The sequence below is a fragment of the uncultured Piscinibacter sp. genome, assembly GCF_937952055.1.
GTDB lineage: Bacteria > Pseudomonadota > Gammaproteobacteria > Burkholderiales > Burkholderiaceae_C > Piscinibacter.
Genome location: NZ_CALFYO010000016.1, coordinates 18,726 through 42,929 on the forward strand (window position 1 = coordinate 18,726; position 24,204 = coordinate 42,929).

At 64.3% G+C, this 24,204-nt stretch carries 36 protein-coding genes and 1 pseudogene; 35 read left to right on the top strand and 2 right to left on the bottom strand.

Annotated elements, in window-relative coordinates:
* Window positions 1-319 precede the first annotated feature (319 nt).
* The 5 genes from Q0599_RS06065 to Q0599_RS06085 all read left to right on the top strand — a co-directional run bounded on the left by Q0599_RS06065 (window position 320) and on the right by Q0599_RS06085 (window position 3,241).
* A complete protein-coding gene (locus Q0599_RS06065; RefSeq protein WP_298827115.1) occupies window positions 320-808 on the top strand; it encodes a hypothetical protein in 489 nt (162 codons plus the stop codon).
* Between the two features lie 363 nt (window positions 809-1,171).
* Window positions 1,172-1,456 carry a hypothetical protein gene (locus tag Q0599_RS06070; RefSeq protein WP_298827116.1) on the top strand — a complete coding sequence of 95 codons (285 nt, stop codon included), beginning with the start codon at window positions 1,172-1,174 and terminating at the stop codon, window positions 1,454-1,456.
* A gap of 134 nt (window positions 1,457-1,590) precedes the next feature.
* Window positions 1,591-2,106 carry a hypothetical protein gene (locus Q0599_RS06075; protein ID WP_298827119.1) on the top strand — a complete coding sequence of 172 codons (516 nt, stop codon included), beginning with the start codon at window positions 1,591-1,593 and terminating at the stop codon, window positions 2,104-2,106.
* A 249-nt stretch (window positions 2,107-2,355) separates the two neighbouring features.
* Window positions 2,356-2,745 carry a GFA family protein gene (locus Q0599_RS06080; protein WP_298827401.1) on the top strand — a complete coding sequence of 130 codons (390 nt, stop codon included), beginning with the start codon at window positions 2,356-2,358 and terminating at the stop codon, window positions 2,743-2,745.
* Between the two features lie 175 nt (window positions 2,746-2,920).
* Complete coding sequence (locus tag Q0599_RS06085) at window positions 2,921-3,241, top strand: hypothetical protein (RefSeq protein WP_298827125.1); 321 nt, start codon at window positions 2,921-2,923, stop codon at window positions 3,239-3,241.
* Window positions 3,242-3,399: 158 nt separating this feature from the next.
* On the opposite strand, the gene Q0599_RS06090 is transcribed toward Q0599_RS06085, so the two are convergent.
* Complete coding sequence (locus tag Q0599_RS06090) at window positions 3,400-3,780, bottom strand: VOC family protein (protein WP_298827128.1); 381 nt, start codon at window positions 3,778-3,780, stop codon at window positions 3,400-3,402.
* A gap of 285 nt (window positions 3,781-4,065) precedes the next feature.
* Here Q0599_RS06090 and Q0599_RS06095 point away from each other — a divergent pair, with 285 nt between their 5' ends.
* The 14 genes from Q0599_RS06095 (at window position 4,066) to Q0599_RS06155 (ending at window position 14,160) form a co-directional block, all read left to right on the top strand.
* A complete protein-coding gene (locus Q0599_RS06095) occupies window positions 4,066-4,905 on the top strand; it encodes a methyltransferase domain-containing protein (RefSeq protein ID WP_298827131.1) in 840 nt (279 codons plus the stop codon).
* 75 nt (window positions 4,906-4,980) lie between these two features.
* On the top strand, window positions 4,981-5,529 hold the full coding sequence (locus Q0599_RS06100; RefSeq protein ID WP_298827134.1) for a hypothetical protein: 549 nt from the start codon (window positions 4,981-4,983) through the stop codon (window positions 5,527-5,529).
* Window positions 5,530-5,645: 116 nt separating this feature from the next.
* Window positions 5,646-6,122, top strand: a complete 477-nt coding sequence (locus Q0599_RS06105) for a hypothetical protein (protein ID WP_298827138.1) — start codon at window positions 5,646-5,648, stop codon at window positions 6,120-6,122.
* Between the two features lie 79 nt (window positions 6,123-6,201).
* Window positions 6,202-6,633 carry a GNAT family N-acetyltransferase gene (locus tag Q0599_RS06110; protein WP_298827141.1) on the top strand — a complete coding sequence of 144 codons (432 nt, stop codon included), beginning with the start codon at window positions 6,202-6,204 and terminating at the stop codon, window positions 6,631-6,633.
* Between the two features lie 139 nt (window positions 6,634-6,772).
* Window positions 6,773-7,516 (top strand): sulfite exporter TauE/SafE family protein, encoded by a 744-nt coding sequence (locus Q0599_RS06115; RefSeq protein WP_298827144.1) that lies wholly within the window; start codon window positions 6,773-6,775, stop codon window positions 7,514-7,516.
* A gap of 194 nt (window positions 7,517-7,710) precedes the next feature.
* Complete coding sequence (locus Q0599_RS06120; protein ID WP_298827147.1) at window positions 7,711-8,151, top strand: GNAT family N-acetyltransferase; 441 nt, start codon at window positions 7,711-7,713, stop codon at window positions 8,149-8,151.
* Window positions 8,152-8,328: 177 nt separating this feature from the next.
* Entirely contained in the window at window positions 8,329-8,772 is a 444-nt protein-coding gene (locus tag Q0599_RS06125) for an ion channel (RefSeq protein WP_298827150.1), read from the top strand.
* Between the two features lie 159 nt (window positions 8,773-8,931).
* On the top strand, window positions 8,932-9,291 hold the full coding sequence (locus tag Q0599_RS26135) for a GFA family protein (RefSeq protein ID WP_367180911.1): 360 nt from the start codon (window positions 8,932-8,934) through the stop codon (window positions 9,289-9,291).
* A gap of 146 nt (window positions 9,292-9,437) precedes the next feature.
* On the top strand, window positions 9,438-9,803 hold the full coding sequence (locus Q0599_RS06130) for a hypothetical protein (RefSeq protein WP_298827153.1): 366 nt from the start codon (window positions 9,438-9,440) through the stop codon (window positions 9,801-9,803).
* A 174-nt stretch (window positions 9,804-9,977) separates the two neighbouring features.
* Entirely contained in the window at window positions 9,978-10,472 is a 495-nt protein-coding gene (locus Q0599_RS06135) for a hypothetical protein (protein WP_298827155.1), read from the top strand.
* 67 nt (window positions 10,473-10,539) lie between these two features.
* Window positions 10,540-11,097 carry a DUF1697 domain-containing protein gene (locus Q0599_RS06140; protein ID WP_298827156.1) on the top strand — a complete coding sequence of 186 codons (558 nt, stop codon included), beginning with the start codon at window positions 10,540-10,542 and terminating at the stop codon, window positions 11,095-11,097.
* Between the two features lie 126 nt (window positions 11,098-11,223).
* Window positions 11,224-11,655 (top strand): GNAT family N-acetyltransferase, encoded by a 432-nt coding sequence (locus Q0599_RS06145; protein ID WP_298827158.1) that lies wholly within the window; start codon window positions 11,224-11,226, stop codon window positions 11,653-11,655.
* Between the two features lie 677 nt (window positions 11,656-12,332).
* The gene (locus tag Q0599_RS06150) at window positions 12,333-12,980 is read left to right on the top strand and encodes a M23 family metallopeptidase (protein WP_298827160.1); all 648 of its coding nucleotides are present in this window, start codon (window positions 12,333-12,335) and stop codon (window positions 12,978-12,980) included.
* 178 nt (window positions 12,981-13,158) lie between these two features.
* Window positions 13,159-14,160, top strand: a complete 1,002-nt coding sequence (locus Q0599_RS06155) for a DUF1028 domain-containing protein (RefSeq protein ID WP_298827162.1) — start codon at window positions 13,159-13,161, stop codon at window positions 14,158-14,160.
* Window positions 14,161-14,369: 209 nt separating this feature from the next.
* Here Q0599_RS06155 and rhlP read toward each other — a convergent pair whose 3' ends face one another.
* The gene (gene rhlP, locus Q0599_RS06160) at window positions 14,370-15,140 is read right to left on the bottom strand and encodes a rhombotarget lipoprotein (RefSeq protein ID WP_298827164.1); all 771 of its coding nucleotides are present in this window, start codon (window positions 15,138-15,140) and stop codon (window positions 14,370-14,372) included.
* A 375-nt stretch (window positions 15,141-15,515) separates the two neighbouring features.
* Here rhlP and Q0599_RS06165 point away from each other — a divergent pair, with 375 nt between their 5' ends.
* The 16 genes and pseudogenes from Q0599_RS06165 (at window position 15,516) to Q0599_RS06240 (ending at window position 24,004) form a co-directional block, all read left to right on the top strand.
* On the top strand, window positions 15,516-15,749 hold the full coding sequence (locus Q0599_RS06165; protein ID WP_298827404.1) for a GDCCVxC domain-containing (seleno)protein: 234 nt from the start codon (window positions 15,516-15,518) through the stop codon (window positions 15,747-15,749).
* A 213-nt stretch (window positions 15,750-15,962) separates the two neighbouring features.
* A complete protein-coding gene (locus tag Q0599_RS06170; protein WP_298827166.1) occupies window positions 15,963-16,199 on the top strand; it encodes an SHOCT domain-containing protein in 237 nt (78 codons plus the stop codon).
* A 245-nt stretch (window positions 16,200-16,444) separates the two neighbouring features.
* Complete coding sequence (locus Q0599_RS06175; RefSeq protein WP_298827169.1) at window positions 16,445-16,717, top strand: hypothetical protein; 273 nt, start codon at window positions 16,445-16,447, stop codon at window positions 16,715-16,717.
* A gap of 229 nt (window positions 16,718-16,946) precedes the next feature.
* On the top strand, window positions 16,947-17,357 hold the full coding sequence (locus Q0599_RS06180; RefSeq protein ID WP_298827172.1) for a hypothetical protein: 411 nt from the start codon (window positions 16,947-16,949) through the stop codon (window positions 17,355-17,357).
* Window positions 17,358-17,449: 92 nt separating this feature from the next.
* Window positions 17,450-17,839 carry a cupin domain-containing protein gene (locus Q0599_RS06185; protein WP_298827175.1) on the top strand — a complete coding sequence of 130 codons (390 nt, stop codon included), beginning with the start codon at window positions 17,450-17,452 and terminating at the stop codon, window positions 17,837-17,839.
* A gap of 208 nt (window positions 17,840-18,047) precedes the next feature.
* Window positions 18,048-18,455 carry a carboxymuconolactone decarboxylase family protein gene (locus tag Q0599_RS06190; RefSeq protein ID WP_298827178.1) on the top strand — a complete coding sequence of 136 codons (408 nt, stop codon included), beginning with the start codon at window positions 18,048-18,050 and terminating at the stop codon, window positions 18,453-18,455.
* A 26-nt stretch (window positions 18,456-18,481) separates the two neighbouring features.
* A pseudogene (locus tag Q0599_RS06195) lies at window positions 18,482-18,714 on the top strand (VOC family protein); the annotation flags it as partial.
* Between the two features lie 131 nt (window positions 18,715-18,845).
* Window positions 18,846-19,262 (top strand): GFA family protein, encoded by a 417-nt coding sequence (locus tag Q0599_RS06200; protein WP_298827181.1) that lies wholly within the window; start codon window positions 18,846-18,848, stop codon window positions 19,260-19,262.
* Between the two features lie 134 nt (window positions 19,263-19,396).
* Window positions 19,397-19,909: a gamma-glutamylcyclotransferase family protein gene (locus Q0599_RS06205; protein ID WP_298827183.1), complete on the top strand. Its 513-nt coding sequence runs from the start codon at window positions 19,397-19,399 to the stop codon at window positions 19,907-19,909.
* Between the two features lie 157 nt (window positions 19,910-20,066).
* A complete protein-coding gene (locus Q0599_RS06210) occupies window positions 20,067-20,456 on the top strand; it encodes a nuclear transport factor 2 family protein (protein ID WP_298827185.1) in 390 nt (129 codons plus the stop codon).
* 139 nt (window positions 20,457-20,595) lie between these two features.
* Window positions 20,596-21,093, top strand: a complete 498-nt coding sequence (locus Q0599_RS06215; RefSeq protein ID WP_298827188.1) for a GNAT family protein — start codon at window positions 20,596-20,598, stop codon at window positions 21,091-21,093.
* Between the two features lie 293 nt (window positions 21,094-21,386).
* Entirely contained in the window at window positions 21,387-21,710 is a 324-nt protein-coding gene (locus tag Q0599_RS06220; protein ID WP_298827192.1) for a cytochrome c, read from the top strand.
* Window positions 21,711-22,081: 371 nt separating this feature from the next.
* A complete protein-coding gene (locus tag Q0599_RS06225; protein ID WP_298827195.1) occupies window positions 22,082-22,444 on the top strand; it encodes a GFA family protein in 363 nt (120 codons plus the stop codon).
* Between the two features lie 21 nt (window positions 22,445-22,465).
* A complete protein-coding gene (locus Q0599_RS06230) occupies window positions 22,466-22,669 on the top strand; it encodes a hypothetical protein (RefSeq protein ID WP_298827198.1) in 204 nt (67 codons plus the stop codon).
* A 433-nt stretch (window positions 22,670-23,102) separates the two neighbouring features.
* Window positions 23,103-23,381 carry a DUF2277 domain-containing protein gene (locus tag Q0599_RS06235; protein ID WP_298827407.1) on the top strand — a complete coding sequence of 93 codons (279 nt, stop codon included), beginning with the start codon at window positions 23,103-23,105 and terminating at the stop codon, window positions 23,379-23,381.
* A gap of 176 nt (window positions 23,382-23,557) precedes the next feature.
* The gene (locus Q0599_RS06240; RefSeq protein ID WP_298827201.1) at window positions 23,558-24,004 is read left to right on the top strand and encodes an SRPBCC family protein; all 447 of its coding nucleotides are present in this window, start codon (window positions 23,558-23,560) and stop codon (window positions 24,002-24,004) included.
* Window positions 24,005-24,204 lie beyond the last annotated feature (200 nt).

The following is a 24,204-nucleotide window of genomic DNA, read 5'->3' on the forward strand; positions in this document are numbered from 1 at the left end:
CCTCCGCCGGCCGCCCCTCAGCTCAAACCTTAGGCAGCAGAGACGGCAGAAGCCACGTGTTTGACCCGCTCGGACGACGCTCGTTGCCATCGCCGGGTGTTGCTCCGAGTTGCGCACAGTCATGCCCTGGACATGTCGAGCAGCCGAGCACGATGCTGGTGTTTGAAGCCTTTCTTGCCCTCGCGGCGATGTTTCAGGTGCTCTCACCTTCCCTGCGCTCATGTGCGGGAGCCTGTCCGAACAGGAGGCCGGTTTCGCCGGCCATCGGCCACCGACCGGGCTGTCCTGCGGTCGGCGTTGGTACTAGCCAGGAGCGAACATGAAGCACTCCATCTTGCTTGGATCGATTGGCCTGATGCTGACCACCGCGGCCACGGCCGCCGGCTTGCCACGTCAAGGCAACGACGCATACACAACGGACTACATCGTCCATTCCGCGAGACCCTTGAAGTTGGCGGACCGCACGGCTTCGCTCGTGGAGTTCAGTGGCGTATCGCGCAATGACAAGGGCTCTGGGATGTTCCACCGCTTGGGCGTGCGCTGTGTTGGCCTGCACGAGTCCGGCAGCCCGCAGGCAGTCTCACGCGGCGCTTGCACGGAAACCGACGCTGATGGTGATCAGATGTTCTCCACTTACGAGTCCCGCATCGCCGACGGCAAGCCAATTGTCACGCATGTGTTTGTCGGGGGTACCGGGAAGTACGCTGGCATGACCGGTCGCGCCGACTATTCGGTCGTACCGGTCAAGTCATCCGATGGAATGGCGATGTTCTCCGTACCGCATCGAGCCTCGTGGAAGTTGCCTTGACGGCATGCAACCGATGAGGGCAACCAGCGGCTGGGCCTTGTTGTACGCCCATACCTGTTCGCGACAGCAGGAGGCAGCTGCTGCCTAACCCTTCGCTCGGGCGGATCTGTGCCCGGCAGGGCATCTTGGCCACGAGGCGCTCACGCAGATGATCCGCCTGGCGGCCAAGACGCCCTGCCAGAGCCAGCCCCTCAGCTCAGACATTGGGCGGCTCACACAACCAACTGCGCCTGCACAGCGTCTTCCACGCTGACCTGGCAGGTCTGCCGTCCGTTAAGGGCGAGCCCTCAGACGTTCCTAAGTTTTGACGCCCAAAGTAGAAGCACAGTCAGCGTCGACTGGAGACGGTGAAAAGGAAGGATCATGAACCTCAGCAGCATTGGCGTAGCGCTGTGCCTCGCGGCAGCCGTGACTGGCGTCTCTTCGTACGCCGGTGAACATCGCAAGGAGTTGCGCGACAAGCGTCACCAAGCCTCGAACATGCAAGCTATTGCCGTCGCGGCCAAGCCCGGTGAGCCTGCCCACGGCTGGCAGTACTTCTCCGATGCGCGTAGGAACCGAGCGGTTGTCATCAGCCCCAGCGGCGACTACTACTACAGCGACGGAGAGGGTCTCGAACTCGTGTTCAAGGCAAGCAGAGCCGCCTAAGCCTTCGCTCGAGCGGGGACCTCCACCCGCATGGCACTTGGCCCGCGAGGCCCTGCAGGTCTATGCTTCGCCTCGCGGGCCAAGCGCCATTCCGGCTCCGCCCTTCAGCTCAAACCTTAGGCGTCACACAATCCATGCTGCGCACCGCGCAGTTGTTCTGCGGAAAGGTTGACATGAGCGCTCCTTCTCACGGCGCAGTTCTGGCGGAGTTGAAGCGTCTCACGGACGAATTCTTCCACGCCGTCTCCTTCGAGGCGGGAGAGAGGCCGGCCTACTCCAAGCTTCACGAGTTGTTCATCAAGCCCGGCCTGCTTATCAAGGCCAGTGGTGCCGAGCCAGAGATCTCCTCTGTCCTAGAGTTCATCCAACCTCGCCAGGCCTCGGTCGAGGCCGGAGAGTTGACACGGTTTCGTGAAGCAGAGACCGCAGAAGCCACAGAGGTCTTCGGGAACGTCGCGCAACGCTTCAGCGCCTACGTCAAGTCCGGCACCCTCAAAGGTGCCTCCTTCGAAGCGCGCGGCATGATCTCCACGCAGTTCGTTCTCACCCCCGGCGGTTGGAGAATCAGTTCCATGGCCTGGGACGACGAACGTCCGGGGCTCAAACTACCAAAGCACTTCGAACCCACAGAGTTCGGCTCCGCGACGTAGCTGCGGCCCCAAACGCGCGAAGGCGCCCAACCCTTCGCTCGAGCGGACCTCCACCAGGACGGCACTTGGCCCGCGAGGCTCTCGAGGTCTATGCTCCGCCTCGCGGGTCAAGCACCATACCGGCGCTCGCCCCCTCAGCTCAAGCACTTGGCGACACAGCAGCATCCGGCGGAGGTTCAAATGCTCATCGACGGCGCATGTCATTGCGGAGCAATCACCTTTACCGCGGAGGTTGATCCTGCGCGAGTCATGGTGTGCCATTGCTCCGATTGCCAGGTCCTCTCGGGCTCGCCGTTTCGCCATGTTGTTCCGGCCGACACACAGCACTTCGTCCTCACTGGCAACCCGACGGTCTATGTGAAGGTCGCAGACAGTGGCAACCGTCGCGTCCAGGCCTTCTGCCCGGCGTGCGGCACCCCGATCTACTCATCCGCCACTGAGAGCCCCACGTGGGTCAGCATTCGCCTTGGGTGCGTCAGTCAACGAGCGGCACTCAAACCATCCGCTCAGATCTGGTGCCACTCTGCGTTGCCTTGGTTGTCAGAGCTCTCCTCTGTACCCGGCTCGCCGGAGCAACAGGCCATTTCAGCAGCCTTGCCTGCACCGGAGCCCCTGGCTTCAGCCAGGAAGGCCGCTTAACCCTTCGCCGGCGCTCTCGGCTTCGCTCAAACATTGGGCGTCTCACGACACACCCTGGACGCTCACGGCGCCCCCATGCCGCCCGTCTGCGCGGACGCTCATCCAGTCTTTTTTGAACGTGTGACGCGGCGTATCGTGTCTCACCGGCTATTCGGCGCACCCTGCTGGAGGGATCATGAACTTCAGTCTCCTGTGCATGCTGGCCTACATCGTCACCGGCCTGTTCGGACTCTCCTTTCTTCTCGCTCCTGAGACCACTGGTGCCTTCTACGGGATCTCAGGCTGGAACCCCGGCACGACAGGGGTGGCGAGGTACTTCGGCACCGGCCTCCTGTTCACAGCCGCGGCCGCCTATGCCGTTCGTCCTGCCACAGATCCGTCGCTGCGGCGTCGCTTCGCAGGCGTGTTCTCGGCCGCCAGCGTCATAGGTGCCCTGCTCTCCATCCAACTCGCGATCACCGCGCGACCAATGCGCTCGGACGGTCCACTGTCGTGATCTATGTCTTTTTCGCCGCGGCTTGGTTCGCTGTGACCCGACGCACGGCCTAGTCACTGTCGTGGAGACGCCCAACACTTCGCACAAGCGGCCCCGCCATGGCATGCCGCGGCGGTCCACTTGGCTCCAGCGTCAGTCGCCGCCGGCAGACGCGGCGGCTACGCCAAGTCTTGATGAAGACACAGATAGTTCCCCTCCGAGTCCTTGAACCAGGCCGCCTTCTCCGCACCGAGCACGCACACGTGGTTGACCGTTTTGAATTCGGGGAAGTCGTAGTCTTCAAATGCAACGCCCGCGCGCTTCAATTCGGCAATCGTCGATTCGATGTCTTCGACCTGGAAGCTGATTGCCGTGTGCTCTGCCTTCGTCCCTTCCGGCTTCGGGAACAGGGCAAGTGTGCTGCCAGCGACCCGGTAGACAAACTTGCCGTCTGGCTTGAATCCTCCCGGCACCAGACCTAGGCGTCGTTCGTAGAACTCGCGGGCTCGGGCCATGTCGATGACCGGGAGCATTGTGGTAACCGTAGCGTTGGCCAACATATGCAGTCCTTTCACTCAGCGTCGAGGAGCTGGCGCACGAGGAACCGCTTGGGCTCATGGAGCCAGCCAACAAGCATAGGACGCCCCGCCTCGCGGGTCCAGCGCCCGGCCTCAAGCTGGCAAGAGGTACCGACGCCCCATCCTTCGCTGGGGCCGACTCGTACCGGCATGGCACTTGGCCGGCGAACCGGTGGTTCTTATCATTGGCCTCATGGGCCAAGCGCCATGCCGGCGCACATGCCCCCGCCCAAACGTCAGGCAACGCAAACTCGCGCAGGAGCGTCCATGCCGAATCGATTGAACCAAGCCATCCAGACGCACTACTCCAGCCCGGATGTGGGCAGCGTCATCCTGGCGGCTCTGGAGAAGGCAGGCAAAGACCTGAACCACCTTACGCTGGAAGACTTGGCACCCGTCGACGAGTTTCATATCCGCGGTCGGGCGGCGACCCTCGAGCTCGCCCGGGCTGCTGGACTCGATGCGACGAAGCGTGTTCTCGATGTCGGCAGCGGCGTTGGCGGGACTTCGCGATGTCTTGCAAAGGAATTTGGCTGCAGCGTCACCGGCATCGATCTCACGGACGAATACTGCCGTGCGGCTGCCATGCTCTCCGCCAAGGTTGGCCTCTCGGATCTGGTCAGCTATCGCCAGGGTGATGCCACCAACCTGCCGTTCAACGATGGAGTGTTCGACGTCGTCTGGACGGAGCACGTGGCCATGAACATTCCGGACAAGACCCGGCTGTACAGAGAAATGCACCGGGTTCTAAAGCCGGGTGGCACGCTCGCCATCTACGACGTATTGGCGGGTCCTTCCGGCCCGGTCTTGTTTCCTGTCCCGTGGGCACGCACACCGGATACGAGTTTTCTCGTTCAACCGAGCGAACTGCGAAGGCTTCTTGAGGAAGCCGGATTCACAATCTCAGACTGGTCGGACACCACGGAGGTGGCGCGCGATTGGTTTGTGTCGCTGGCCGAGAAGATCCGCAAGGAAGGGCTGCCTCCCCTCGGATTCCATGTGCTACTGGGGTCTGACTTTCAAGCGATGGCGCAGAATCAACGGCGGAATCTTCAGGAGGGACGGATTGTTCTTGGACAGGTCGTCGCAAGGAGCGGCGTTGCCTAAGAATGGCGTGCAGCCGGCGTCCGCCATCGGACGCGGCAATCAAGCGCCGAACGTTGGGCGTCACGGGGATCTGCCGTGCAACTGGAGTCTGACGTTGTCGCAGTCAGAGCAGCGGCTGCCGCGCTGGTTGGCCTGACTCTCGCTGCTGCTGCGCGCGCCACCGAACCTGACTTCGGCTGGTTCGGCAGTCTTGCTGGTTCTTGCTGGGTCGCGACGTTCCCCGACGGAAGGACATTCCACACGCAGTGCTACACGCGTCAGTTTGGCAAGTTCTTGCGTGGCTCGGCCAAGCTGGAGTCCGAACGCGAAGGCCAACGGTCTACACAGTTCGAGGGCGATTCGCTGTTCGCCTGGGATCAATCCACCCGCAGGATTGCGTACTTCATCTGGGGCTCGGACGGCAGCTACCGGCAGTTGGATGCGCACTACGTGGATGAGGAACTCTTCTTCCCGGTACCTGGCCGTACGGATCCAACGCAGATCGCCTATCGATCGGTCTGGCGCCGCATGGGAGAGAACTCCTTTGAGGTCAGGCGGGAGCGACTTTCGGGCGGAGCCTGGAGCGTCGATCTGAAGGTTGTCTATCGGAAGGATCAGCAGTCTCCCGGAAACGGCTCACGTTGACGCCTGACCTTTCGCTGGAGCCGACTCGCACCGGCATGGCACTTGGCCCGCCAGACGCTGGTTCTTATCATGCGCCTCGCGGGCCAAGCGCCACACCGGCCCAAACGTCAGAGCGCATGAAGAACTCCCTCATCCGTTGGTCCGTGCAATTGACACTCGGGGCACTCGCGTTCCTGGCCCGATGGCCAATGCTTGAACCGCTGTCGAATGTCGTCACTCGTGCCTTGGCGCGCATCACGGTTCGAGCAAAGCGCATCGGCCCCGCGCGGAGCACCTCCGAGCTCGGACCGCTTTGGCAGCGATCCTTTCCCTCGAAGAAGCATGTTCCCATCGAGAGCACTTCGGAGCAGACCGTTATCGCCCAGATCCACACCCACTGTCCGCTGCGAGGCAGCGGCAACCTGAATGCCTGCTACCGGATGATGGAGTTCGACAGAGAAGTCATGCGGCACGCCGGCGGCCAGTTTGTCGTCCTGCAGTCGCAAGCAACCCCTGGGGTCAGCCACTGCCGGGTCGCCATGCGCATGCGGGGCGAATCTCTCGCCGGTTTGGTCCCAGCACACTTGGCTTCCCGCACAGGCAATACGCCCTGACACTTCGCCGGCGCCGACTCACGCCGGCATGGCGCTCGCCCCTCAACTCAAACGTTCGACCTCACAGTCCGCGCTGCTCATGTCCATCATCTGGATCCACGGCCAAGATCAGGTCGATTGGAGCGAGCTGGAATCACTCTACCGCTTGGCTCCCCTGGGAAACAAGAGCGCAGAGCACCTGCGTACCGTCTTCACCAACAGCAGATTCAAGTTCTTTGCGTACGAGCACGGACAGCTCGTTGCGGCAGGTAGAGCGCTGTCGGATGGCGCAGATTGCTCCTACATCTGCGACGTGGCTGTCATGCCGTCACATCAGGGATCGGGCCTGGGCCGCGAGATGGTGTCGCGTCTGGTCGAGGCGTCACGCGGGCACAAGAAGATCATCCTGTACGCCGTACCCGGCAAAGAGGGCTTCTATCGCAAGCTCGGCTTCATGCGCCTGCTCACGGCCATGGCCATCTTCGAGAATCAGGATGCAGCCATCGAGCGCGGTCATCTCGGTGAGACCTAACCCTTCGCTCAAGCGAGCACGCTCGCCGGGATGGCACTTGGCCTGCCAGCCGGGTTGAGCCATCATCCGGGCAGCGGGCCAAGCGCCATCCCGGCGCTGGTGCCTCGGCTCAAGCCTTTGGTGGCACCTGGAGGCTGCGTTGACTCTCGGCGACAGCTCGTGGCAACTTGCCCTGGCTTGCTTCATGGCACTTGCCGCGTCAACGCTTGGCGGCCTGTCCGGCTTTGGAACCGGCCTGGTCCTTCCCGTCTTCTTGGTTCCCTTGGTCGGGGTCACCAACGTCATCCCAGTCATGGCCGTCGCCATGCTCCTGAACAACGGGAGTCGCGTCATCGCCTTCTGGCAAGAAGTCCAATGGGCCCACGTGTGGAGGATGCTCGCACTCGGTCTGCCGGCGTGTGCCGCCGGCGCCTACAGCTACACCCTGCTGAGTTCCAAGTGGATTGCTGTCCTCCTCGGCACCTTCCTGCTGGTCAGCGTTCCTCTTCGGCGGCTTCTTCGCCGAGCGCAGTTCACGTGCTTGCCCGCCGCAGAGTTCGGCGCTGGCGCTTTCTTCGGGTTCATCAACGGTGGCATGACCGGCACGGGGGTCATCCTGATCTCCATACTCATGTCCGTCGGCGTTGCAGGCAGCGCCCTCGTCGCCACGGACGCCGTGGTCTCCGTCATCATGGGCCTCACCAAGGTCGCGTTGTTCGGCAACCTGGCCGCACTCGATCTCGAGCTTGGGTTGGTCGGCCTGCTGGTCGGTCTGTTCACAGCCCCAGGGGCCTTCATTGCACGCGCACTGCTGAAGCACATTCCGGCCGGTGTCCACGCGGGGTTCATGGAGGCGGTAGTTGTGGCTGGCGCTGTTGCGCTGCTCTGGCACGCCAAGGAGTGAGTCGAATCCTCCAGTGCGTTCTCGCCACACCCCTGTCAGGGTCGAGATGCCGCCTGGCGCTTCGCTCGGGCGGAGATCTCCACCGGCCTCGCACTTGGCACGTTCGCCGGTGCTTCCTATCATCGTCCTCGCGGGCCAAGCACCATTCCATTTCCGGCCCTCAGCTCGAACCTCAGGCCTCATGAGAGCCTTCAATGCATTCGGTCACGACGTCGCCCACGCTGCTGCACCTTGCACAAGTCCTGCGTTGGCTCAAGGCAGAGAGTGACGAGTTCGGCACGGGCTTCTACTGCAATCGCGATGTCATCGCCGAGTGCTTCAGGGACGGCCGAGCTTGCTGCCTCCTGGAAGGCACGGCAGTTGTCGCGTTCGGCGTGTACCGGGTCATCAAGGACGAGTCTGACATTCTCATCTTCGAGGTGCATCCGCAGCACAGAGGCCTCGGTTACGGCGTGGCGCTTGCGAAGGCGATGTTCTCTGTCATTTCCAGCCACGGGGCAAGAACCGTCAGTGTCGAATGCATCCCGCCCACTTCTGAACGCTTTTGGAGGGCAAGAGGTTTCGCCGACTACGTCGATGCGCTTGAACATCGCGGCCCGAACGCCGGCGTTCGGCTCCGCAAGGTGCTCACTTGAAAATGCACGTCACGCCGCAACGGAATGAGGCCTGACCCGTCGCTCGAGCCGACGCGCACCGGCGTGGCACTTGGCCCCCGAGGCGCTCACTGTCATCGTCCGCTTCGCAGGCCAATCGCCATGCCGGCGATCTCGGTTCAGCCCAGGCGCTGACCCCACTCCTGAGACACTTCGCCCATGCCAATCGTTGTCATCGCCGCGGCCTTCTTGGTGGTGGCCACGGGGTTTCTGCATTACGAGGTCCTCCGCGGCCTCAATGCACGCCTGCCTGGCCTTGCCCTGCCCGATCGATTCAAGCTTCTCGTCGTGATTGCCGTGGCATTCCTTGCCCACGCCTTGGAGATCCTCTTCTACGGCTTGGCCGTCTACCTTCTCGTGGGCTATCACGGCGCCGGCAACCTTGCTGGCGCATCCGGTTCCTTGCTCTCGGCTTGCCTCTATTTCTCAGCCGAGACTTACACATCCCTCGGCTTCGGTGACGTCACCCCTACAGGCCCCATTCGGCTCCTCGCTGGTGTCGAGGCCCTCAACGGGCTGCTGCTCATCGGCTGGACCGCGTCTTTCACGTACATCTCCATGGAGAGATTCTGGAACACCAAGGGCGATGGCGGCACGTCCTAGAAATCCACCGCCTTCCCGGCGTCGGCCCGCTCGGCTGAGCCGTTAGGGCGCGCAAGCCCCCATGGAGGTCACGGCATGGTTCACGGTTCATGTCTATGCGGGCAAGTTCGCTTTGCTCGCGGTGGTCCCGCCCAGTTCATCAATCACAGCCACTGCTCGATGTGCCGCAAAGCGCATGGCTCAGCCTTTGGCAGCTTCCTCCACGCGGATGGAACTCTCTTTCGCTGGCTTGCCGGCGAGTCACCGATCCAGAGCTGCCAATCCTCGCCAGAGAACTTTCGTGCCTTCTGCCGCGTGTGTGGCTCCAACATGCCCGTACTCGAAGACGAGGGGGCCCATGTGACCATTCCCGCCGGGGCGCTCGACGATGACCCCGGGGTCAGACCCATCGTTCACATTCACACAGCCTCCAGGGCGCCGTGGTACGGAGTCACTGACGAATTGCCGCAGTTCGCCGAGTTCCCGCCGGACGAGTTCTGGTCCCAGTACGAGCGAGTCAACGGCGAGAGCGCGCCCTGACCTTTCGCTGGAGCCAACTCGTACCGGCAGGGCGCTTGGCCCACCGGCAGGTGTGGTTCATCATCCGTCCAGCGGGACACGCGCCACACTGGCGCTCGCGCGTCAGCTCAGGCGTCAGCCGTCGCAACGAAGCCCAGGAGGTCACCGTGGCCGAGTCGAAGCAAGTAGCCAGTCTCCTGGGTCCCACGCTCGTCGCCCTGACTGCCTCCGAGATCGCGAACCCGGCCATCTGGTCGACGGTACCGGTCACTCAGGTCTACCTCGCGGGAGCCCTTTGGTTCGTGGCCGGCTTGTCGATCGTACGAGCTCACAATCGTTGGTTGCTTGCGTGGCCCGTCGTTGTCACGCTCATGGGTTGGTTCGCAGTTCTCGGTGGCTTGTATCGCATGTTCGCACCCGACGCTGCGCTGCGCGGCACACCCGGCCCAGCAGTCCTGCTTGCATTGCAGGTGTCTCTCCTCGCAATCGGTCTGTACCTCACCTTCAAGGCACTGGTCCAGCGCGGTCGCTAGGCTTGCCCGGCTCGCACCTTTCAGCGACGCCAGGCCTTTCGCTGGAGCGGAACCTCCACCGGCGGGGCGCTTGGCCCACGAGGCTTTCTCTGTCTATCATTCGCCTCGCGGGCCAAGCACCATACCGGCACTGGCCCGTTCAGCTCAAGCGTTGGACCGCCAACCAGAGGACAGATGGTGCTCTCTCGTGCCCTGGTCGCTCTCTCGATCGCGTTTCCAGCACTCACTGCTGCTGCCGCAGGCACCGCTTGTGGCGCGACCGAATACCGCCAGTTCGATTTCTGGCTTGGCGAGTGGAACGTGCACACGCCCGAAGGCAAGCTCGCAGGCGTCAACAAGATCTCCGGCGAGTACGGTGGCTGCGTGCTGCACGAACGCTACGCCAGCAGCGGAGGCTACAGGGGCGAGAGCCTGAACACCTACGACTCCGGCCGGAAGGTCTGGCACCAGACCTGGGTCGACAACGCCGGGACCTTGCTCCTGCTCGAGGGAGGGTTGCGCGGCGCAAGCATGGTGCTCGAAGGACAAACCGTCGAAGCCGGCAAGGTCGCCAAACACCGGATCACGTGGACGCCGAACGCCGACGGCAGCGTTCGCCAACTCTGGGAATCCACCGACAGCAAGGGTCAGCGACGCACCGTGTTCGATGGCACATACACCAAGAGGTAGCGCCCCCGGGAATCCTGCGCCCCGCGGGCCTGGCGCTATACCGTGGCCGCCCGCATCGCTCGAAGCGATGGCCACACCGTTGTCCCGCTTCGTCGTTCTCCTCCGTGGTGTCAACGTCGGCAAGGGCAACAAGGTGCCCATGGCCGATTTCCGTGCCTCATTGGAGGAACTCGGCCACACGTCCGTGCAAACGCTTCTGAACAGCGGCAATGCCGTGTTCGCGTCTGCCAGTCGCAGTCCGGCCAGACTCGCCGCCGACATTGCCGCCGCGGTCAAGGCTCGCTTCGGTGTCGTCACCCCCGTCATCGTCAAGTCAGCAGCCGAGTTCGCCGCAATCGCAGGCAACAACCCGATTGCACCTCCTGCGTCCGAGAACTCACGCTTTCTCGTCGCCTTTGCGATGGATCCCGCCAGAATCCAGGAACTCGGCGCCCTTCGGTCGCTGCTGCATCCAGGCGAGCGCCTGGCCATCACGGAACATGCCGCGTATCTGCACTGCGCCGGCGGGCTTCTCGAGAGCCAGGCTGGTTCTGCCATCCTGGGGTGGGCCGGTCGGGGCATCACTACTCGCAACTGGGGCACCACGCTGAAACTGGCCTCCTTGCTGAGCGGCGGTGCGGCCTAGCCCTTCGCTCGAGCAGAACTCCACCAGCGCGGCACCTGGCCCTCGAAGCGCGCAAGGCTTATGCTGCGCCTCGCGGGCCAAGCACGACGCCGGTCACGGCCGCGCAGCTCAAGAGTTAGGCCTCGGATGCCCCCTCCACCGCTTGCCTTCAGCACTTCGGACGCGCCGCCAGAAGAGAAGTTGCTCGCGGTCGACACTGGGCTCGAGCAACACAACCACGCCGTGGCGCCACTCACGGAGGTACGCCAGTTGGCGACGTTCGCCACAGACGAGGCCGGCACAGTCGTCGGTGGCGCGGTAGGAAGAACCTGGGGCCAATGCTGCGAACTGCTGCAGCTTTGGGTTGCTCCGGAACTCCGCTCCCACGGGGTTGGCTCTCGGTTGCTGCAGGAGTTCGAGGCACACGCGAGAACTCGAGGCTGCAGCACGTTCTATCTCACAACGCTGAGCTACCAGGCGCCGGATTTCTATCGCAGGCACGGGTACTCCGTCTTGGCTCAAATTGCCGGCTACCCCAACGGCATCGTCAAGTTCCTCATGCACAGGGTTGAGGCCTGAGCTTTCGCCGGGGCGGTGACCTCCACCGGCCCCTCAGTTCCAACGTCGGGCTGCGAAAGCGACTACTTGCGCTCTTGCACGGCCCCTTCTGTCCGTCTCTGTCGACCAGCCATGCTCGGAATCCCATCGCTGCTCAGCGCAGTTGCCGCTCTTGCCCTCACCGTCCCAAGTGTCGGCGCCGCACCGACGAACAGGTGCATCGTGAACGGCACCGTCACCTGCCAGCGGGGGGCCCTGCCCATCTGACCTGGTTCGCAGACGTCCGACACTCGAGGAACTCAACGCTGCGGAAAGGAAGCGACGCGCAGCGGCTGCTGCTGCAGCGCCCGCCAAGGTGACTCCTGCGACCCCCGCAGTCTCTAGCGGCTTCGGGTGCGATGGACGTCAGTACTGCCCTCAGATGAGGTCCTGTGCCGAAGCGGAGTACTTCCTCGCAAACTGTCCCGGCGTGAAGGTGGGCGGCGACAGGAACGGGGGCCCCAGCGAACGGCAGCGGCGCAATCGATAACACCACTCGTCACTCCGCCGAGGAGGTGCGGCCCCATCTTTCGCTGGAGCCGACTCGCACCTGAATGGCACTTGGCTCGCGAGACGCTGGTTCCTATCATCCGCCCGCGGGCCAAGGGTCATTCCGGCTCCGGCCCCTCAGCTCAAACGTGAAGCCGCAGGAGACACCCATGGTTGCTCCAGTCGTCGTCCACCCTCCGGTCCGCGGCCAGTGGGCCATCTTCAACCCGCCCGGACACCCGAAGCTTGCCTTCGACCTCCTTGCCGTGGACGAGCACAAGAGTCCGTACAAAGGCGTGTCCCTGGCCCGCCACGCTCTATCGCGTATCACCGTGGAGGACACTTTCGCCTGGGGCCTGCCCGTCTACGCGGCGCTTTCGGGAACCGTGGTCGTGGCCGCAGATGGCGCAACTGATCGCCACGCGCTGTCGATGCTTCGTGACCTGGGCAGCCTGCTCTTCTTCGGACCCAAGGTCGCGCCGCCGTTCTCCAACCTCGGCGGAAACTACGTCATCCTGGACTGCGGTGGCATCTACCCACTCTATGCCCACTTGCGCTGCGGCTCCGTATTGGTCAAGGCCGGACAGTCGGTCGCAGCGGGCGAGCCACTTGCAGAGGTCGGCAATTCCGGCTCATCGCTTCAGCCGCATCTGCACTTCCAAGTCATGAGCTCCGCCGAGCCGTTCCCTCTCTTCCAGAATCTTCTGCCGATGCTGTTCTCCAAGGTCCGCTGCAAGCAGCGCGGGCAGTGGCATCAAGAGGCGGTGCACGCGCCTCGCAACGGTGACCACTTGCTTGTGGAGGAAGCTGCGGCCTGAACCTTCGCTCAGGCGGACGCACACCGACTTGGTCCTTGGACCGCGGGTCTCCCATGTTTAGCATGCGCCGCGCGGGCCAGGCACCTTGCCGGCGCCCCTCGGCTCATTCGTCCGGCCGCGGTGAGTACTTTCTGCCGACCTTGGCAGTGAGCTCTGCTTGCCATCGGAGGAGGAAGACATGAAATGCGTTGTCGCACGTTCGGTAGTGTCGATGCTGCTGTCGACGTTCGTAGTGACGGTGTTTGCGCAACCACCGCTGCCATCGCGTCCAGTCCACACCTATTCGATCGTTGCCCGCGACCCGGCAGCCGGTGAACTCGGGGTCGCAGTGCATTCACATTGGTTTGCGGTCGGACCTGTGGTGCCTTCGGCCGAGCCAGGCATTGGCGCGGTGGCAACCCAGTCCTTCGTTGATCTCAGGTATGGCCGGCAGGGCTTGGAACTTATGCGGTCCGGCAAGAGTGCGCCCGAAGCGCTCTCGGAGTTGCTCGCCGCCGACGGTGGGCGGGACGTGCGGCAGGTCGCCGTGATCGATGCACAAGGCCGCGTTGCCGCTCACACGGGCCTTAAGAACATTCCGGCAGCCGGCCATGTCACCGGCCCGAACTATTCAGCGCAGGCCAACCTGATGCTGAACGAGAAGGTCTGGCCCGCAATGGCGCGGGCCTTCGAGGGCGGCAGAGGCGACCTGGCCGAGCGCCTGCTTGCTGCCCTCGACGCAGCACAGGCAGCCGGTGGTGACATCCGGGGAAAGCAGTCGGCGGCTCTGATCGTCGTCGCGTCAAAGGCGACCGGGAGCCCCACCGACCGCGTCTTCGACCTTCGGGTCGACGACGGCACCGAACCGCTCAAGGAACTGCGGCGCCTGGCGAAATTGCAGCGCGCGTACAACTTCATGAATGCCGGCGATCAAGCAATGGAAAAAAAGGACAATGAAGGTGCGCTTGCTGCCTATGAGGCGGCCTCGCGGCTCTCTCCTGGCAATGCCGAGATGGTCTATTGGCACGCGGTGGCGCTGGTGAACATGGGGCGCATCGAGGAATCGCTGCCGCTGTTTCGCCGTGCATTTGCGATCAATCGCAACTGGGTAACGCTCACGCCGCGACTTGCAGAGGTTGGCCTGCTACCGGACGATGCCGAGCTGCTGGATCGGATCGTCAGCCCGACCGCCAGGCGCTGACGTCGCCACTCGCGGGACGCGAGGCCTGCCCCATCGCCCAACCTCTCGCTCGAGTGGTCCGCCACCGTGGTTGGACAAGGCCGCGGTAAGAACGAGCAGTGGAGAACTCCCGAGGCCACGCTTCAACTCTCGCGACTGAACGGTGGTTGGGCGGCGCCTTGCCGGCTCAGCAGGTCCGGCGACTCGAGACGCTCGGGGCCCGGAGCCCATCAGCCGCCCGACTTCCGGGCGCGGGGGTCATATCCGGGGGGCAGGATCAGCTTGATGGTCGGATCTCTCGGCGCTGACTCGCGAAAGCGAGCCACCTCTGCCTTGAGTGCCGGAATCATCTGATCAATTGCCGCCACGAGACTCCTGCTGCGTGCCTCGCGAGACTTCTCCGAAAAGCCCACCAAGGTCGCCGAGCCACGATCGCGTGCAGTTCCACCTGCGTGCATCAGCAGGCGGCGACTGCGGATGTCGATGACGGCACAGTCAACGGCCGTCAACACATCAAAACGATCGCCCTCGATGAGGTAGGCACCGACACCGGTCCAATACAGAAACGACCAGCCACTCGAATCGGCATGTTGAACGAGGTCGTAGGAAATCAACGCGATCATGTCAAGGTTGAGCATCGCCCCGACACGATCCAGGTTGCCAAAGCCACCTCCAGGTTCCAGATAGAGCGAGCCGACGGCCTCGATGTGTCGTACGAACGGGTAGTCGGCAAAGGCGTCTCGAACTCGACTGGCCAAAGCCTGCCGTTCGGGCTCCGACAAGCGGGAGGCCGAGCCGAGTTCGTCAGGCACGAAGGCCACGCCGATGCGGAAGGGAACGTGGATCTCCGCCAACTTCTGGCTGGGCGGTTCAGGGGTGTCGCTTCCCGGGTAGAGGAATTTCAGCACGGACGCCACGTGGCGCTGCTTGCTCTCCTGCTGCATCCCGGCACAAGCGCCGAGGGCTCCGGCCAGTGCGAGGCGCACGGGCAACACAAGCATTGAGCGAAGTGTGTCCCGCCGACTGTGGTGTGCGTCTCGACTTCCCATCCTCGTCCTCCGCTGTCGCAACAGTTCGACCATCCTAGCCCGTCCGTGACCCTGGCCTGCGATGCCCCGCCGGATCGGGCTCTGGCGCGTAGCCCCTGCCGGGTCAAGCCGCCTCGAGGCCTGCCATCGGGCGGCCCATGCACTCGTTCGCGAGGACCCTCCACCGTCACGGCGCTCGCGGCTCAGCTCAGGTGCTGGGCATCTCAGTGCAAGCGCACCGCGCGTCGGCCTGTACCGCTGCGGCAGTCATGTGGCATGCTGTCCACGGATCACGCGCGCTCCACGGTATGTCGTGGTGTCCGCGATTCCGAAACAGAGGCAATCAGCGTGAACGCTTCAGAGAAGTCGACAAGTCAGCTCGTCCTCGCCTCCCTGCTTCGTTGTCCCTATTGCGGATTCGAGAAGTCGGAGTCGATGCCCACGGATGCCTGCCAGTACTTCTACGAGTGCACCAACTGCCACAGGCTCTTGCGACCGACTCCTGGCAACTGCTGTGTGTTCTGTTCGTTCGGCACGGTGAAGTGCCCACCCGTGCAGTTGCAGCGGGGATGTTGCGGGTAGGCGCCGGGCCACAAGGCTGCTGCGCAGCCCTTCTCGCGAACGGGCTCGCACCGGCGTGGACCATGGCCCGCCAGCCGGTGTGCACCATCGTCCGGCCAGCGACCGAGCGCCTTCCCGGCGTCGGCCGCTCCGCTGCAACCTCAGGTCGACCCGACCCGACGCAAGGAGTACGCTGTCTTCCTGGCTGGCCTGGTGCGGCCCTGGGAGATGCCAATGATGGGATGGACTGACGGGTATGGATGGATGGGCTTCGGTTGGATCTTCATGCTGCTCTTCTGGGGCGCCATCATCGTTGGGGTTGTCGCTTTGATCCGCTGGTCCGCGACGCGCAGCAGTGGGGAACAAGATGCGCCGCGCAGGACTCCGCTCGACATCCTGCAGGAGAGGTACGTACGAGGCGAAATCACACGCGAAGAGTATGAGCAGATGCGCAAGGACATCTCACAGTAGGTGCGACCGGAAATGGCGCGGTCGCACGAGCTTCTGAACCCTCGGCGGCCTGCACCAAGGCCCATGGCTCTGCCCGACTCCGGCGCCTGTCCATGCACAGGACAGCGGCCTTCCCTTCGCTCGGGTGGACCGCCACCGGCCAGCCGCCCGAGCCCTCCGCTGGAACGCTTGAGCAGGATCACAGCCGCCCTGCCACCCATGCAGGCACACTGACCCGAGAGCCCAGGGCACCGAGGAGCCACGTCGTGGAGCACACTGTCGAGAAAACAGAATCCGGTCTGCGCATCACCGCAGTGGTCGACACAGACAAACAAGCCGCGCTGCTGGAGGCGTTCAGCAAGTGCGCCTCGGGTACTTGCTCGTGCCCAACGCCGCAGTACGACAAGTTGCAGGCCATGGATGTCCAGGCACGGCATGGCGTCGTATCGGTCGAACTCACGGCCAAGCCTGGTGAGGTGATCGACACAGCGGACGTTGAGCACTGCCTCGATCACACGGCAAAGCAGCTTGGGGCATAAGTCTGCTCAGTCGCTCGCGGCTGGCACCGCGCCGCTGGGCGCGTCCTGAGCGTCTTGACGGGGCGGCCCCGCACCGGCGTGGCACTTGGCCGGCCAGCCGGGGTGGTTCATCATCCGGTCACCGGGCCGGGCGCCGTACCGGCGCTCGCCCCTTGGCTCCGACGGGAGGCCGCACCGAACCCCGACCCTCCCTTCGGCGATCACGCCCAGGCCATCACGGAGCCATCTCATGTCCCTGATCAGCGATTTGGCTCAGGCCCCGGAGAATCTCCCCGCTCCGTCCCGATTCACGGCCTTCTGCGGCGTCCTCTACGCTGCCGCCGGCCTCGTCTTCCTTGCGTGGCCCGGAGTCGTCCAGACCGTCTTTCGCGATCCAGCCTTCATCGGTCGGGAAGAGTCGCTGGTACGCGTCCTCGGCATGGTGGTGGCCGTCGTCGGCTGGTTCTACTTCTTCGGGGGCAGAACCGGAGGACGCCAGTTCGTCGCAGCCACTGTCGTTGATCGGCTGGTGCTGGTTCCTGCGGTGCTGGTCCCCACCGCTGCGGCGGGTGTCTTCCCGCACGTCATGCTGACATTTGCAGTGCTCGACCCGACACTCGCGCTTGTCGCGTGGTACCTGCTGAGCCGCAGGCCAGGCTAGGCTGGGCATCTCCGCGGCACTCGCCCCTGTTGCGCAGCACGCTGCGGCATTGGGGTAGAACGCTGCCCACAGTCCCTCAGGAGCGAAATTCCATGACCACCCAAGGCTTTGTCGTCTCCCATGCTGCCGGCGCCAAGTTCGAACGGGGCCTTCGCTCGTTCTACGAGTACCGGGATCTGGGTATCAAGGAAGCTACCACCGGCCGAGTCGACGCCCATGTCATCCGTGCTGCGGCTGGCAAGGAATTCTCGAGTCAGCCCCATATCCACAAGACCGCGTTCCAGCTGGTCTACGTGCTCAAGGGCTGGATCGAGTTCGAATACGAAGGCCAGGGGCGAGTTCGACTGGAGGCCGGCTCGTGCGTGCATCAACCTCCCGAGATTCGCCACAGAGAAGTCGGGCACAGCGAAGACATTGAAATGCTGGAGGTGGTGCTGCCGGCCGGCTTCGCGACGGAAGAGGTCAATTCAGTCGACGCATAGTGCCGCGAGCGCGAGTGCGGCGTGACCGATCGCGGGAGCCGACTGGTTGGTGCCGGCAGCGCACTTGGCCCGCGAGGCGCCCCCTGCCATCATTCGCCTCGCGTGCCGGACACCCCACCGGCGCTCGCCCGCCCCCTTCAATCGTCAGGCCGCACGGCGTTCGGGCGCGCCGGCCGGGTCCGTTCGCCCAATCTCCCGAGAGATCACCATGGCAACCGTCAAGCAGATCAAGAATCCAGAGAGCAGTCCGCGCGTCAAGGCCGTCTTTGATGACATTCGTGCGACGCGCAAGACCGATCTTGTCAACAACCTGTGGCGCGCGCTCGCGTTCGACCCGGCGTTGCTGGAGAACACATGGGCCGAGGTCAAAGGCCTGATGGCAACACCGACCCACCTTGATCCGCTCACCAAGGAACTGATCTACATCGCCGTTTCCATTGCCAACTCCTGCGGCTACTGTGTCCACTCCCACACCGCAGCGGCTCGCGCCAAGGGAATGAGCGATGCGCAGCACGCAGAGCTGCTGGCGATCGTCGCCCTGGCCGCGAAGACGAATCACCTGGCCACCGGCCTTCAGGTCGCCGTCGACCCCGCGTTCGAGGCGAACGCCACGTAGCGGGGAGCCAAGGCGGCGCGCCAGTCGATCTTGAGCGTTCGCCTGCCTTCTGCCGGAACGGCCTGGGCCTCAGCACAAGCGGAGGGACTGTCTGCACCGAGTTCGCGGATGGTGCAGTTGCCTTCGTCAACCTGCAACCCGGGCTCAAGCTGGCGCCAGGATCGCCAAGCCTGCACGAGACACCTTCTACGGAGGCCAAGCCGGCAACTTCCAGGATCCGGACGGTCACCTCTGGGAAGTCGCCTTCAATCCCAGCCTTGCATCCCCGACGCAGGCGCCTGCCCGTCGCCCCTGGCTCGACTCCAAGGTTCGGCCGCCGCCTCCGGAACCCCCGTTGCGTCCGGCAACCGCATCCGCTCCAATGGATGCTTCAACTCGCGAGGAGCGCCCATGCCCAAGATCTCTGGCGGCTGTCTGTGTGGAGCAGTCAAGTACACCTCGGCGGCAGAGCCCGTCATGGCCGCGCTGTGCAATTGCCACCATTGCCAGAAGCAGTCGGGCTCGGCCTACTCGGTCAACGTCGCGATCCCCAAGGGAGCGCTGCAATTCACAAGCGAGAAGCCTGCCGTGTACGAGGACACCGGATCCAGTGGCATGCCGGTGTACCGGCACTTCTGCGCCCAATGCGGATCACCCATCTTCTCCGACGTGGTTGCCACCCCCACGCTCGACTGGCTGAAGGCAGGCACGCTCGATGACACCTCGTGGGTCGAACCATCGGTCAGCATCTGGTGCGAATCCGCCCAGGCGTGGGTGATGCAGCCGCAGGGGATGGCGGCCTTTGCTCAGAATCCGCCGGCGGTCTAGCCCTTCGCCGGCGCCCACTCGCTCTGGCGGGGCGCTTGGCTGGCAAGCCCGCCGAGCTTAGCATCCGCCCCGCGGACCAAGCGCCAGCTCGGCGCTCGCCCGCTCGACCCCAACGTCAGCCCGCACGCACCACCATGAGCAACTCGTCGACCTTTCTGTACTTCGCATACGGCTCGAACATGCTGTCGCGCCGCTTGCGGGCTCGGACGCCCTCGGCACGCGTCGTCGCCACAGCGGTTCTGCCATGCCACGAACTGCGCTGGCACAAGATCAGCCGCGACGGATCGGGCAAGTGCGACGCGGTGCAGGTTGCCTCGCCGGACTGTGTCGTCCACGGAGTGGTCTACGAGATCGACGGGGCCGAGAAGCCGTCGCTGGATGTCGCGGAAGGCATCGGCATGGGCTACAAGGAGAAGATGGTGAAGGTCCTCACCACCGCTGGCGAACTCGAGGCATGGACCTACCAGGCCACGAACACGGACCGACTTGCCCTCCCGTACACCTGGTACAAGGCACTCGTCGTCGCTGGCGCGCTCGAGCACGGTCTCCCCCACGCGTATGTGAAGGCATTGGAGGCGATCGCAACCAAGCCCGACAGAGACGAAGACCGCGCCGCGCAGAACCTGCAGCTCGTCAGCGCCAGCTGACCCTTCGCCTGGGGCACCCGTCCACGGCGGTCGCCTCGGCTCCGAGTCGGGCCCCACGATGAACCACGCTGCGCCTCACGGCTGCTTCCATCTGTCTGCCGTCTCGATCCGCCATGCCCTGGCTGCGGCGTTCGCAGCGACTTCGATCCCAGTGGCCATGTCAGCACCAGAGTCCCTGCAGGAGCAGGTCTTCGCCGCCGAGCGAGCGTTCGCCAAGTCCATGGCCGATCGAAGCCTGACGGATTTCTCGGCCCACATCGCCGACGAGGCCGTCTTCTTCTCCGGCGCGGCTGCACTTCGCGGCAAGTCCGAGGTGGTGGCGGGCTGGTCTCGCTTCTTCGAGGCCGGGGCTGCACCGTTCTCCTGGTCGCCGGACCGGGTCGAAGTTCTCCAGTCGGGAACGCTGGCACTGAGCACCGGGCTGGTCCGCGACCCGGCCGGCAAGGTGATCGGCCGCTTCAACTCGGTGTGGCGCCAGGAATCCCCGGGGGTGTGGCGGGTGGTCTTCGACAAGGGCAGCCCGCCGGACCCTGGCGACGAGCAGTGAGGCTCTGACCCTTCGCTCGAGCAGACTCGCACGGGCACGGCACTTGGCCCGGGAGGCGCTCAGGATTAGCATCTGTCTCGCAGGCTTGGCGCCACGCCGGCGCTCGCCCGGACAGTCTGAACATCAGGGCTTCATCGATGTGAGCGTGCTCATACGCCGCCCCACCCTGGCCGACATGCCGGAGTTCCTCGCCTCGGCCCGGCGCAGCCGCTCGCTGCATCGGCCCTGGGTGGCGGCGCCCGATACGCCCGCCAAGTACCGCGCATACCTGGAGCGCATGGCGCCGCCTTCGAACCACGCCTTCCTTGTCTGCCGATCCACCGATCGAGCGCTCGTCGGCGTCATCAATCTCTCCAACATCGTTCGCGGCTCCTTCCAAAGCGGGTACTTGGGCTACTACGCCTTTGCGGGGCACGAGCGCCAGGGCCACATGCGCCGAGGTCTTCGAGCCGTCGTCCGCCACGCCTTCAAGGAGCTCAAGCTGCACAGGCTCGAGGCCAATATCCAGCCCGGCAACGCCGCTTCCATCGCTCTGGCCGCGTGCTGCGGGTTCAGGCAGGAGGGCTACTCTGCGCGCTACCTCAAGATCGGTGGGCGCTGGCGGGACCATGAGCGCTGGGCCATGCTGGCTTCCTAGCGCAGTCCGGAAGGCGCCCTCGCGCTTCGCTCGAGTGGATGGGCACCGCCATGGCACTTGGCCTGCCGGCTGGTCTGGTTCATCATCCGGTCAGCAGGCCAAGCGCCTTCCCGACACGCCTGCCTCGGCTCACACGTTCGGGTCCCTCCAGTTCCTCGATCGCTCCACGGAACCCTCCAATGAATCGCGCCCTGGCCGTCTTCGCCGTGGCATTGGCGGCCACTTCGCCCGGCGCCGCCGCCGACGGCGACTCGAGGCAACTGGTGAGGATGCCGGCTCCGATGGTGCGTCACATGCTCGGCAACATGCGCGATCACTTGCTGGCCATCACCGAGATCCAGCAGTCCATCGGCAAGGGAGACTTCCAGCAGGCCGCAGACATCGCCGAAGTCCGGCTCGGCCTGTCGTCGCTGGATTCCCACGGTGCATCCCACATGGCTCCGTTCATGCCGAAGCAGATGCAGGATATCGGCACGCAGATGCACAAGGCGGCCAGCCAGTTCGCGCTGGTGGCGCAGGACTCGAGCGCGGACGGTAATGCCCTGCGGGCAGTCGCTGCACTGTCCGAGGTCACGCGGCAGTGCACGGCCTGCCACTCGGCGTATCGTGCGCACTGAGGGGCACCGACGCCAGGCCTCTTGAACGCGCTGATCGTCCGTCTCGCGATGCCCAAAGACGTCACTGCCGGATGGCGAACGCGGGGGCTGCGCTTCGGCGCAGGTCCCGGAACAGTTCGTTCACCGACTGTTTGTCGCCAGGGCTGGGAAGGCAAGCGGGCCGGCCGTGCGTGGCTTGCAGGCCGCTCCCACCCTGCCAGTCCTCTCTGGCGGCTCAAGTGCCTCGTATGGCCCTTGGCGCACGAAGCGGTGATTCCTATCATCCGCCGTGCGGGCCTGGCGCCATGCCGGATCCGCCTGCGAAGCCCGAGCGACAGGCGGCACCGATACTCCCACGGGCGGAATCGCCCGGGGCTTCAGGAGATGGCCAGATGCATGAAGGCTCATGCCACTGCGGTGCGGTGCGAATGATTCTGCCGGCGACTCCCACGGTCGCGACAGCCTGCAATTGCTCGCTGTGCCGCCGCATCGGCGGTCCATGGGTCTACTTCGAGTTCGGAACCGTGAAGATCGAAGGCCATCCCGAAGCCACTGCCGAATACATCTGGGGCGATAGGACACTGCGCACGATTCACTGCAAGCACTGTGGCTGCGTCACGCACTGGGAGCCGCTCGAGCCCAAGCCGGGCGCCAAGCACGGCGTGAACCTGGGGAACTTCGATCCAAAGCTCATCAACTCCGTGAGGGTTCGTCGCCTCGACGGAGCAGACACCTGGCAGTTCATCGACGACTAGCCGACTACCCAGGAGAAGGACATGAACGGTCCGGCCAGCGACCCTGCATCGAAGCGCCTGATCAGGGAGAGCGAGCTTGCGGCTCGCAAGTCTCAGCGGAGCGACCTTCAGTTCAAGCTCGACCACTTCATCCAGACACGCCAAGACACGACTTCGGTCACCGCCGAGTTGGCCGAGGTCGATGCCGACATCCAGCGACTGGAAGAAGAACTTCGCATCCGGTGATGCCTCGGTCCAACTTGATGCGAGCGTCGGGCATCGGCACCAATCCCACCAGTGGCCGTCACGAGTGCCGCGAGTTCAACCGCCCATCATCGCCCCGCGTGCCCCCTCGAAGGGAGTGCAGAGCGAACCGCCGGACCCAGACAGCCCGATCCGCGCCACGGCCGCTCGCACCAGCCTCCTGCGGTCCGAGCGCGGCCAAGGGGACTGTTCAGATCCTGAAGGACGTGGACCTCCCCGCGCGAGCCAGATGGCCCCCTGGGACACGGCCTTCGAAGGGACGGACGGGCGCACGGCGGGCAGATCGACCCGAGCCCACGCTACGGGAAGTCCTCAGTTCTTTCCAGCGGGCGCCATCCACCGCGCAAGGTTCGTCGTGGGCACCAAGATCATCGGGTTCTTGGGGCAGGGCGTCGCAACCCTCGGAGAGCTGCACATGTGCAGGAACATCAAGACCTTGTTCAACTTTGAGCCGCCTGCGACTGAACTGGAGATCCGGGATGCCTCGCTCCAGTTCGTTCGAAAGCTCAGCGGCTTCAATGTCCCTTCGCAGGCGAACCAGGCGGCGTTCGATCGTGCAGTCGAGGAGATCGCCGCGTCGGCCAGGACCCTGATCACGTGCCTCGTCACGTCCGCCCACCCACGCAATCGTGAAGCAGAGTCGGCGAAGGCTCGGGAACGATCACAGGCCCGATTTGGCCCCCGGTCCAGCTAGGTGATCCGGGACGGACATGCCCCTCGAGGAACTCCCCAATCTCGGTCCAGGCAAGTCGCTGCCGAGGAACACAGTCACCGCAGGCTGCGCGGGTGTCCCCCAGAGTCGCAGGATGTCGATCGCGCCTTCGCCACTTCGTCGTAAGGTGCATCCACCTCGTCACGAAAGGCATCAACATGGTCACCGGAACCGTCCGACTTCATCGTGTCTTGCGTGCCAAACCCGAACGCGTCTATCGAGCCTTCCTCGAAGCGGACGCGATGGCCAAGTGGCTTCCGCCGCTTGGGTTCACCTGCACGGTCCACCACATGGAGGCACGCGTCGGGGGAACGTTCCGGATGTCCTTCCGGAACTTCGGCACCGGCAACGGCCACTCCTTTGGCGGGGAGTACCTGGAATTGGTGCCGTTCGAGAAGATCCGCTATTCGGATCGGTTCGATGATCCCAACCTGCCTGGCGAGATGATCGCCACGATCTCGCTGAAGCAGGTGTCCTGCGGCACCGAACTGAGCATCGTGCAGGAGGGTCTGCCGGAAGTCATTCCGTTGGAGATGTGCTACCTCGGCTGGCAGGAGTCCCTCGCCCAGTTGGCAAAGCTGGTCGAACCCGAGATCCCCGAGTAGCCAGACAAGCGCGACGTGCCGAGGCGTGCCGCCTGACGGTTCGCACGCGATCCGCGCCTGCATGACGCCTGGCGCGCGTCACCGCGAGATGCGAAAGCTCGCACTTGGGTGCGACGAGGCTGCCATGCTGCCCAGGGAACAGACTCGCCCGAATGACCGAGTGGCGGCGTCGTGCATCGGCACATGCCGCGGGACGGCCG

What these genes read in the sequence shown, in the direction of transcription:
- Q0599_RS06065 (WP_298827115.1), top strand. Translation starts at nt 320, where the DNA reads ATGAAGCACTCCATCTTGCTTGGATCGATTGGCCTGATGCTGACCACC.
- Q0599_RS06070 (WP_298827116.1), top strand. Translation starts at nt 1,172, where the DNA reads ATGAACCTCAGCAGCATTGGCGTAGCGCTGTGCCTCGCGGCAGCCGTG.
- Q0599_RS06075 (WP_298827119.1), top strand. Translation starts at nt 1,591, where the DNA reads ATGCTGCGCACCGCGCAGTTGTTCTGCGGAAAGGTTGACATGAGCGCT.
- Q0599_RS06080 (WP_298827401.1), top strand. Translation starts at nt 2,356, where the DNA reads ATGGTGTGCCATTGCTCCGATTGCCAGGTCCTCTCGGGCTCGCCGTTT.
- Q0599_RS06085 (WP_298827125.1), top strand. Translation starts at nt 2,921, where the DNA reads ATGAACTTCAGTCTCCTGTGCATGCTGGCCTACATCGTCACCGGCCTG.
- Q0599_RS06090 (WP_298827128.1), bottom strand. Translation starts at nt 3,780, where the DNA reads ATGTTGGCCAACGCTACGGTTACCACAATGCTCCCGGTCATCGACATG.
- Q0599_RS06095 (WP_298827131.1), top strand. Translation starts at nt 4,066, where the DNA reads ATGCCGAATCGATTGAACCAAGCCATCCAGACGCACTACTCCAGCCCG.
- Q0599_RS06105 (WP_298827138.1), top strand. Translation starts at nt 5,646, where the DNA reads ATGAAGAACTCCCTCATCCGTTGGTCCGTGCAATTGACACTCGGGGCA.
- Q0599_RS06110 (WP_298827141.1), top strand. Translation starts at nt 6,202, where the DNA reads ATGTCCATCATCTGGATCCACGGCCAAGATCAGGTCGATTGGAGCGAG.
- Q0599_RS06120 (WP_298827147.1), top strand. Translation starts at nt 7,711, where the DNA reads ATGCATTCGGTCACGACGTCGCCCACGCTGCTGCACCTTGCACAAGTC.
- Q0599_RS06125 (WP_298827150.1), top strand. Translation starts at nt 8,329, where the DNA reads ATGCCAATCGTTGTCATCGCCGCGGCCTTCTTGGTGGTGGCCACGGGG.
- Q0599_RS26135 (WP_367180911.1), top strand. Translation starts at nt 8,932, where the DNA reads ATGTGCCGCAAAGCGCATGGCTCAGCCTTTGGCAGCTTCCTCCACGCG.
- Q0599_RS06135 (WP_298827155.1), top strand. Translation starts at nt 9,978, where the DNA reads ATGGTGCTCTCTCGTGCCCTGGTCGCTCTCTCGATCGCGTTTCCAGCA.
- Q0599_RS06140 (WP_298827156.1), top strand. Translation starts at nt 10,540, where the DNA reads ATGGCCACACCGTTGTCCCGCTTCGTCGTTCTCCTCCGTGGTGTCAAC.
- Q0599_RS06145 (WP_298827158.1), top strand. Translation starts at nt 11,224, where the DNA reads ATGCCCCCTCCACCGCTTGCCTTCAGCACTTCGGACGCGCCGCCAGAA.
- Q0599_RS06150 (WP_298827160.1), top strand. Translation starts at nt 12,333, where the DNA reads ATGGTTGCTCCAGTCGTCGTCCACCCTCCGGTCCGCGGCCAGTGGGCC.
- Q0599_RS06155 (WP_298827162.1), top strand. Translation starts at nt 13,159, where the DNA reads ATGAAATGCGTTGTCGCACGTTCGGTAGTGTCGATGCTGCTGTCGACG.
- rhlP (WP_298827164.1), bottom strand. Translation starts at nt 15,140, where the DNA reads ATGCTTGTGTTGCCCGTGCGCCTCGCACTGGCCGGAGCCCTCGGCGCT.
- Q0599_RS06170 (WP_298827166.1), top strand. Translation starts at nt 15,963, where the DNA reads ATGATGGGATGGACTGACGGGTATGGATGGATGGGCTTCGGTTGGATC.
- Q0599_RS06180 (WP_298827172.1), top strand. Translation starts at nt 16,947, where the DNA reads ATGTCCCTGATCAGCGATTTGGCTCAGGCCCCGGAGAATCTCCCCGCT.
- Q0599_RS06185 (WP_298827175.1), top strand. Translation starts at nt 17,450, where the DNA reads ATGACCACCCAAGGCTTTGTCGTCTCCCATGCTGCCGGCGCCAAGTTC.
- Q0599_RS06190 (WP_298827178.1), top strand. Translation starts at nt 18,048, where the DNA reads ATGGCAACCGTCAAGCAGATCAAGAATCCAGAGAGCAGTCCGCGCGTC.
- Q0599_RS06200 (WP_298827181.1), top strand. Translation starts at nt 18,846, where the DNA reads ATGCCCAAGATCTCTGGCGGCTGTCTGTGTGGAGCAGTCAAGTACACC.
- Q0599_RS06205 (WP_298827183.1), top strand. Translation starts at nt 19,397, where the DNA reads ATGAGCAACTCGTCGACCTTTCTGTACTTCGCATACGGCTCGAACATG.
- Q0599_RS06210 (WP_298827185.1), top strand. Translation starts at nt 20,067, where the DNA reads ATGTCAGCACCAGAGTCCCTGCAGGAGCAGGTCTTCGCCGCCGAGCGA.
- Q0599_RS06220 (WP_298827192.1), top strand. Translation starts at nt 21,387, where the DNA reads ATGCTCGGCAACATGCGCGATCACTTGCTGGCCATCACCGAGATCCAG.
- Q0599_RS06225 (WP_298827195.1), top strand. Translation starts at nt 22,082, where the DNA reads ATGCATGAAGGCTCATGCCACTGCGGTGCGGTGCGAATGATTCTGCCG.
- Q0599_RS06230 (WP_298827198.1), top strand. Translation starts at nt 22,466, where the DNA reads ATGAACGGTCCGGCCAGCGACCCTGCATCGAAGCGCCTGATCAGGGAG.
- Q0599_RS06235 (WP_298827407.1), top strand. Translation starts at nt 23,103, where the DNA reads ATGTGCAGGAACATCAAGACCTTGTTCAACTTTGAGCCGCCTGCGACT.
- Q0599_RS06240 (WP_298827201.1), top strand. Translation starts at nt 23,558, where the DNA reads ATGGTCACCGGAACCGTCCGACTTCATCGTGTCTTGCGTGCCAAACCC.